Origin of the sequence: Aeromonas sp. HMWF016, from assembly GCF_963878195.1 — a bacterium.
In the GTDB taxonomy this organism is placed as follows: domain Bacteria; phylum Pseudomonadota; class Gammaproteobacteria; order Enterobacterales; family Aeromonadaceae; genus Aeromonas; species Aeromonas lacus.
On sequence record NZ_CAWNWX010000033.1, the window covers coordinates 1 to 6,776 of the forward strand.

At 62.4% G+C, this 6,776-nt stretch carries 7 protein-coding genes and 2 pseudogenes; 7 read left to right on the top strand and 2 right to left on the bottom strand.

Annotated elements, in window-relative coordinates; translation table 11 throughout:
• From AACS24_RS04695 to AACS24_RS04720, 6 genes and pseudogenes are all read left to right on the top strand, one after another.
• A pseudogene (locus AACS24_RS04695) lies at window positions 1–117 on the top strand (hydrogenase-2 assembly chaperone); the annotation flags it as partial.
• A gap of 131 nt (window positions 118–248) precedes the next feature.
• Window positions 249–1,859, top strand: a complete 1,611-nt coding sequence (locus AACS24_RS04700; protein WP_108572513.1) for an ABC transporter substrate-binding protein — start codon at window positions 249–251, stop codon at window positions 1,857–1,859.
• Window positions 1,844–2,854, top strand: a complete 1,011-nt coding sequence (locus AACS24_RS04705; RefSeq protein WP_108572514.1) for an ABC transporter permease — start codon at window positions 1,844–1,846, stop codon at window positions 2,852–2,854. The genes AACS24_RS04700 and AACS24_RS04705 overlap by 16 nt, the downstream gene beginning before the upstream one ends.
• The gene (locus AACS24_RS04710) at window positions 2,844–3,659 is read left to right on the top strand and encodes an ABC transporter permease (RefSeq protein WP_108572515.1); all 816 of its coding nucleotides are present in this window, start codon (window positions 2,844–2,846) and stop codon (window positions 3,657–3,659) included. Before AACS24_RS04705 ends, AACS24_RS04710 begins: the two co-directional genes overlap by 11 nt.
• Window positions 3,653–4,441, top strand: coding sequence for an ATP-binding cassette domain-containing protein (locus AACS24_RS04715; protein WP_108572516.1), 789 nt, complete (start codon window positions 3,653–3,655; stop codon window positions 4,439–4,441). Before AACS24_RS04710 ends, AACS24_RS04715 begins: the two co-directional genes overlap by 7 nt.
• Window positions 4,441–5,082 carry an ATP-binding cassette domain-containing protein gene (locus tag AACS24_RS04720; protein WP_108572517.1) on the top strand — a complete coding sequence of 214 codons (642 nt, stop codon included), beginning with the start codon at window positions 4,441–4,443 and terminating at the stop codon, window positions 5,080–5,082. The genes AACS24_RS04715 and AACS24_RS04720 overlap by 1 nt, the downstream gene beginning before the upstream one ends.
• A 331-nt stretch (window positions 5,083–5,413) precedes the next feature.
• Here AACS24_RS04720 and hypB read toward each other — a convergent pair.
• Window positions 5,414–6,187: pseudogene (gene hypB, locus AACS24_RS04725) on the bottom strand (hydrogenase nickel incorporation protein HypB); the annotation flags it as partial.
• Here hypB and AACS24_RS04730 point away from each other — a divergent pair.
• Window positions 6,101–6,511: a hypothetical protein gene (locus AACS24_RS04730; RefSeq protein WP_375124576.1), complete on the top strand. Its 411-nt coding sequence runs from the start codon at window positions 6,101–6,103 to the stop codon at window positions 6,509–6,511. The pseudogene hypB and the gene AACS24_RS04730 overlap by 87 nt on opposite strands.
• On the opposite strand, the gene hypA is transcribed toward AACS24_RS04730, so the two are convergent.
• Window positions 6,489–6,776: hydrogenase maturation nickel metallochaperone HypA (gene hypA / locus AACS24_RS04735; RefSeq protein ID WP_258223103.1), on the bottom strand; the 288-nt coding region annotated here is incomplete at its 5' end. The two genes, AACS24_RS04730 and hypA, sit on opposite strands and share 23 nt — an antisense overlap.

Here is a 6,776-nt window from a genome sequence, read left to right on the forward strand (position 1 = left end):
GCGCTGGTGAGCAGCACCCTCAAGATGCTGCTCTCCTTGCCGGTGCAGCAAGGGGCTGGCGGAGTGGACCTGGGCCGCAGACGGCTATTCGGTGCCCGGCGTGGTCAACCGGCATAGTCGCTAGGTTTCACGCGAAATCAAGTTTAGAATAGGGGGCCATTTTGGCCCCTCACTCCCATGTTCAGACACGCATTCCGCCTCTTTTTTGAGTGATGATCCGTGAGTGGTACAAAACAAGAAGGATCCCCATGACTGTTCCACGCAATTCTCTTCGCTATTACTGTGGCACCAGTGCTGCCGCCCTGTTGACTCTGCTGCTGGGCACCGCCTCTCACGCGGCGCTGGCCGCTGCCCAACCTGTGCCTGCCGAGCTCAAGCTCGCCATCGGAGCTGAACCCACCGAAGGGTTTGACCCTCTGCTCGGCTGGAGCCATGGCAGCTACCTGCTGTTGCACAGTCCGCTGCTCAAACAGAATGCCGAGCTCAGCTGGCAGAATGTGCTCACCCAGGCGGTGACCCCGAGCAAGGATGGCAAGGGGTGGATCATTACCCTCAAGCCTGACCTGAAATTCTCCAATGGCGCGCCGCTCACCGCCGAGGATGTGGCCTTTACCTACAACAGCGCGGCCAAGGGTGGCGGCAAGATCGACATGGGCAACTTTGTCTCGGCCAAGGTGCTCTCGCCCACCGAGGTTGCCATCACCTTGAGTGCCCCCCAGAGCACCTTCGTCAACGTGCTGGGATCCTTGGGCATAGTGTCGAAGAAGGATTACGACGCAAAAGCATATGCCCAAAAGCCGGTCGGTGCCGGCCCTTACCGGCTGGTGAGCTTCCTGCCCGGTCAACAGCTGGTGGTGGAGGCGAACCCCTATTACGCCGGCGGCAACAACGACTTCAAACGGCTGGTCTTTGTCTTTATCGATGAAGAGAGCGCCTATGCCGCCGCCCAGAGTAGTCAGCTCGATGTGGTGCGCATCGCCCCGTCACTGGCGCCCACCGTGCCTGCCTCCCTCAAGCTGTGGGTGCGGCCGAGCGTGGAGAACCGTGGCATCGTCTTCCCCATTCCGCCTGCGGGTGGCAAGGATGCCAAGGGTTATCCCATCGGCAACGACGTGACCTCGGATGTGGCGGTGCGCCGTGCCATCAACTACGCCATCGACCGCAAACTGCTGACGGATCAGCTGCTGGAAGGACACGCCATCCCCGCCTACAGCGCGGTAGAAGGCTTGCCCTGGCTGAATAAAGCCACCGCCTTCAAGGATGGGGATGCGGCCCATGCCAACGCCCTGCTCGATGAGGCTGGCTGGAAGATGGGCAGTGACGGTATTCGCCACAAGGGCGACCTGAGAGCCGCCTTTACCCTCTGGTACACCAGTGGCGACAGCACCCGCCGTGATCTGGCGGAAGCGGTGCGGGCCATGCTCAAACCCATCGGCCTCGAGGTGAGCCTCAAGTCCGGCAGCTGGGAGCAGGTGGAGCGGGAGATGCACGCCAATCCGGTGCTGATGGGGTGGGGGAGTCTGGATCCCATGGAGCTCTATCACCACTACCAGAGCGGCTCCGGTGGCGTGGAGTTCTACAACCCGGGCTACTACAGCAACCCTGTGGTGGATGGCCACCTCAAGCAGGCGCTGGATGCCCCGAACTGGCAGGCGGCCGTGCCGTTCTGGCAGCAGGTGGAGTGGGATGGCAAGACCGGCGCCGGAGTGCAGGGGGACGCCGCCTGGGCCTGGCTGCTCAATGTGCAGCACACCTATCTCGCCAACCGTTGCATCGATCTTGGCAAGGGGGCGCCGGAAATCCACGGTAGCTGGTCACTCCTCAACAACCTGCAGGATTGGCGGTGGACGTGCCGTTAAGTTCGCCCTTGAGTCATTCAGGTTATTTGTTGCTAAAAGCCCTGCTGCGTCTGGCAGGGCTGTTATGTCTGGTCTCTGTCGCCACCTTTGTGCTGCTGAGTTACTCCCCCATCGACCCCATCAAGGCCTATATCGGCAACGACCTGCTCCATGTGCCGCCGGAGCAGTACGCCCGCATAGCTGCCCGCTGGGGGCTGGATCAGCCGCTTTGGCTGCGCTACTGGCACTGGTTTACCCAGGTGCTGCGGGGGGATCTCGGTTACTCCATGATCTACAACGCACCTGTGGGTGAGGTAATAGGCCAGCGCTTTGCTGCCTCCTTCCTGCTGCTGGCGGGTGCCTGGCTGCTATCCGGTTTTTTCGGGATTTTGCTGGGCCTCTGCGCCGGTCGCTATCTCAATCGCTGGCCCGATCGCCTGATTTGCCGTTTTGCCTACCTGCTCGCCTCCTTGCCCACCTTCTGGGTCGGCCTGTTGCTGCTCGCCCTGTTTGCGGTGCACTGGCCGCTGTTGCCGGTCTGCTGCGCCTGGACGCCGGGCCTCTCCGCCGATGAGGCAGATTGGGTTATGCGAGCACGCCATCTGCTGCTGCCGGTGACTACCCTGGCGCTGCTCGGGGTGGGCAATATCGCCCTGCATACCCGGGGGCGGGTGGCAGAGGTGCTGGCGAGCGACTTTATCCGCTACGCCCGCGCTCAGGGGGATGGCGGCTGGCCCATGCTGCGTTTTCACGTGCTGCGCCACGCCCTGACCCCGGCGCTCTGCCTGCAGTTTGCCTCCCTTGGCGAGCTGATTGGCGGATCGCTCTTGGCCGAAAAGGTCTTCTCCTATCCGGGGCTCGGCCAGGCCACCGTGGATGCGGGGCTGCGGGGGGATATCCCTTTGCTGATGGGTATTGTCCTCTTCTGCACCCTGCTGGTCTTTATTGGCAACACAGTGGCCAGTTTGCTGCTGGCGCGCATCAATCGGGGCTGGGAGGGCGAGCATGCTGTTTAATCCGCTTCCCTCCATAGTGCGCCTCGCTGTAGCCCTGATTGGATTGGCGCTGCTGGCCGCTTACGGCTGGAGTCTCTCCCATCAGGATGTACCGATGGATCTGCTGGCGCGCCAGCAACCCCCCTCGCTGGTCCACTGGTTCGGCACCGATCAGATGGGGCGGGATCTCTGGTTGCGCGCCTTTCAGGGCACCCTCACCAGTCTGGAGCTGGGGATCAGCACGGCTCTCTGCAGTGGGCTGCTGGCGATGGTGGCGGCAAGCCTCTCGCTCATTCATCCCAGATGCGATGTGGCGGTGCGGCTGCTCATTGACGCCATGCTGGCGCTGCCCCATATGCTGCTGCTGATCCTGATCTGCTTTACCGTGGGAGGCGGCATGCGCGGAGTGATCCTGGCGGTGGCGCTGACTCACTGGCCCAAGCTGGCGCTCATTCTCTGCGCGGAAGCGCGGCGGATCGCCTGCAGCGACTATGTGGTGCTGGCCCGCTGTCAGGGGATGGGGGCGCTGCGTCGCTGGCGCACCCACCTGCTGCCGGGGCTGTTGCCTCAGTGCTTTATCGGCACCTTGCTGATGTTTCCTCATGCGGTGCTGCACAGCGCCGCCTTGAGCTTTCTCGGCTTTGGGTTGGCGGCCCATGAGGCCTCGCTGGGTCTGCTGCTGGCCGATGCCCTGCGTTATCTGGCCGGTGGCGGCTGGTGGCTGGCCCTCTTCCCGGGGCTGATGTTGCTGCTGCTGGTGTTGCTGTTTGATCAGGCTACCCGCGCTTTGCAACAGCTGCTGTGGCACAGGAGTGAACCATGCTGAGTTTTGACCATGTGACCATAGAGGCGGCCCACTACTCCTGGCTGGGACGGCGCAGCTGGCAGCCCCTGCTGACCGATATCAGCCTGCAACTGGCGCCGGGGGAGATAGTGGCGCTGGTGGGGGGGAGCGGCGAGGGCAAGAGCCTGCTGCTGCAAAGTGCCCTGACCCTGCTGCCGGACAACCTGCGGATGCGCGGTTCCATCTCCCTTGATGGCACGCCTCTGTGCGATGCCAGTCGGGCCCGTCTGCGCGGGCACACCCTCTGCTATGTGCCGCAGGGGGTGAGCGCCCTCAATCCGCTGCTGACGGTGGAGCGCCAGCTGGGACGTGCGGCGCGTCTGTGTGGCCAGAACGGTTCTCGCGAGCGGCTTGGTGAACAACTGCTGCGCTACCAGCTGCCCGCTGCCACTCTGGACCGTTATCCGCGCCAGCTTTCCGGCGGCATGGCCAAGCGCATTCTGGCCTGCACTGCGGCGCTTGGTGGCGCCCGCTACATTCTGGCGGACGAGATCACCGCCTGGCTCGATGAAGGGCTGGCCTGTCTGTTACTCAGCCAGTTGCGCGAATTGGCCAATCAGGGCAGCGGTATCCTCTGGGTCACTCACGATCTGGCGCTGGCAGCCCGTTTTGCCGATCGCATCGTGGCGCTCCATCAGGGGCTGGTGAGCGACACCTTGAGCAGCCAGCATCTGCGGCAAGGCCAGGGGAGCGAGATGCTCCGTGCTCACTGGCAGGCGCTGCCGGAGTTCAACGCGCTCTTCTCTGTGCCGGAGGTTTCCTGATGTTTGAAGTACGAGGTCTCACCATTGCCCAGGGGGAACGCCCCCTCTGGCAGGGGCTATCGCTGGCAGTCAAAGCGGGCGAACGGCTCGGCATCTCCGCCCCGAGCGGTTATGGCAAGACCACGCTGGGGCGGGTATTGGCGGGTTGGCAACCGATTCGGGGAAGCGGGGAAATGCGGCTGGATGGGCAGCCTGTGCCTGAGCAAGTGAAGGGGTATAACCCCATCCAGCTGGTGCCCCAGCACCCGGAACTGACCTTCAATCCCTACCGCACCACCGGCCAGGCGCTCTGGGATGTATGGCGCCCCGATGACGCCATGCTGGCCCGCTTTATGGTCAAGCCTGCGTGGCTCAGTCGCAAGCCCGGTCAGCTCTCCGGTGGCGAGCTGGCCCGCATCGCGCTGCTGCGCGCCCTCGATCCCCGCACTCGACTGCTGATTGCCGACGAGGTGACCGCCCAGCTGGATCCGCAAATTCAGCGCCAGCTCTGGCGGGAGTTGATGGTTGAGTGCGAGCAGCGCGGGCTTGGCATGGTGATCTTCAGTCACCAGCAGGCACTGCTGCGCCAGATCTGTCATCGGGTGCTGCGCTTTGGTGAGGTGCAGCCCGAATCTGGGGAGCTGACCGAAAGCGCGGCTTGAGAGTTGGTTCCCCTCATCCCCAACCCTTCTCCCGCAAGGGGAGAAGGGAGCAGAAGGTGCCATCTCACCACGCTCAGGGTTTAGGAAACAGGGCGGGTTGTTATGCCTACAGACTTTCTGGGGGGCTGCGCGTACTTCGAGCATCTCGCTAGCATCCACAAACCGGTTCCCTCTCCCTGGGGAGAGGGCCAGGGTGAGGGGAAGCGAGTGTGGGATGCTGGCCATTTTGGACGGATAGCACGACCGACAAGGTCTACAGATAAAAGAGAGGGAGGCATCAGCCTCCCTCTCTTGTTTTCTACCGTTATCAGTGGCGTTTAACCGGTTGATTTCAAGCACTTGCCAGCCAGTTCAGCCAGGCATCCATCCCTTCGCCTGTAGTGGCGCTGACCTGGATCACCTGGATATAGGGGTTGACCCGTTTGGCGTTCTCGATGCAGCGGGCCACGTCAAAGCTGACGTAGGGCAGCAGATCAATCTTGTTGATCACCATCAGCTGGGCGGCGGCGAACATGTCCGGGTATTTCAGCGGCTTCTCTTCCCCCTCGGTGACGGAGAGGATCGCTACCTTGTACTTCTCGCCGAGATCGAAGCTGGCGGGGCAGACCAGATTGCCCACATTCTCAATAAAGAGGATGCCCCCTTGATTGGCGGGCAGCTGGTGGCAGGCGTCGTGGACCATTTTGGCGTCCAGATGGCAGCCCTTGCCGGTGTTGATCTGCACGGCAGGCACGCCGGTGGCACGGATGCGATCCGCATCGGCGCTGGTCTGCTGATCTCCTTCAATCACCGCGCAAGGGCGTTTATCGGCCAGTTGGCGCAGGGTTTCGCACAGCAAAGTGGTTTTGCCTGAACCCGGGCTAGATACCAAGTTGAGCACCAGCTGGTCGGCGGCTGTGAAGTGCTCGCGGTTGTGGGCCGCCAGCGCATTGTTCTTGGCCAGCACATCCATCTCGATGGCGATCAGCTGACGTTGCCCCATGCCGGGCACCGACAATCCCGCTTCCCCTTTGCCATAGTGCAGATCACCCTGCTGATGGTCATGGTCATGGTCATGGTCATGGTTGTGATCATGGGGGTGGGCGTGGGAATGACCGTGCTCATGAGAGTGGGCGTGATCATGATGATGGCCGTGGGGGTGCTCATGGGGGTGATCATGACCCTCGTGGCTTATGGGAGCTCGCACCCCGTGGTAGTGGTGATGGACATCCCCCTGATGGTGATAGTGGTGGTGAATGATCAGAGTGCGTGGTGCGCTCTGCTCGTGGTCATGATGGTGATGCGCGTCATGAGCATGATGATGGTCGTGCTCATGACCATGTTCATGGTGATGTTCATGATCATGTTCATGATCGTGCTCATGGCCGGCGATCCGCGCCTGGCCGCATCCGCATACGCTACACATATCAACTTACCTCGATGTCGGTGATGCGCAGGCTATCGCCCTGCGCGACTCGTAATTTGTATCCGCCACACCCGGGACAGGCCTGCCCGCGCTCGGTGAGGGTGACCGTCTGGTTGCAGTCGTAACACCAGGCCTCTGCCGCTTTGTGCTGAAAGTGCAGTTGGGCCCCTTCGACGGCAGTGCCCTTGGCGGCCGCCTCGAAACAGAAGGCAATGGTGTCCGGGTCGACACAGGAGAAGCTGCCGACCTCGAGCCAGAGGGCGGTCACCTTGTTAAAGCCCCGCTGGGT

Coding starts and splice junctions, on each gene's coding strand:
- AACS24_RS04720 (WP_108572517.1), top strand. CDS start 4,441: ATGTTTGAAGTACGAGGTCTCACCATTGCCCAGGGGGAACGCCCCCTC.
- AACS24_RS04715 (WP_108572516.1), top strand. CDS start 3,653: ATGCTGAGTTTTGACCATGTGACCATAGAGGCGGCCCACTACTCCTGG.
- AACS24_RS04700 (WP_108572513.1), top strand. CDS start 249: ATGACTGTTCCACGCAATTCTCTTCGCTATTACTGTGGCACCAGTGCT.
- AACS24_RS04710 (WP_108572515.1), top strand. CDS start 2,844: ATGCTGTTTAATCCGCTTCCCTCCATAGTGCGCCTCGCTGTAGCCCTG.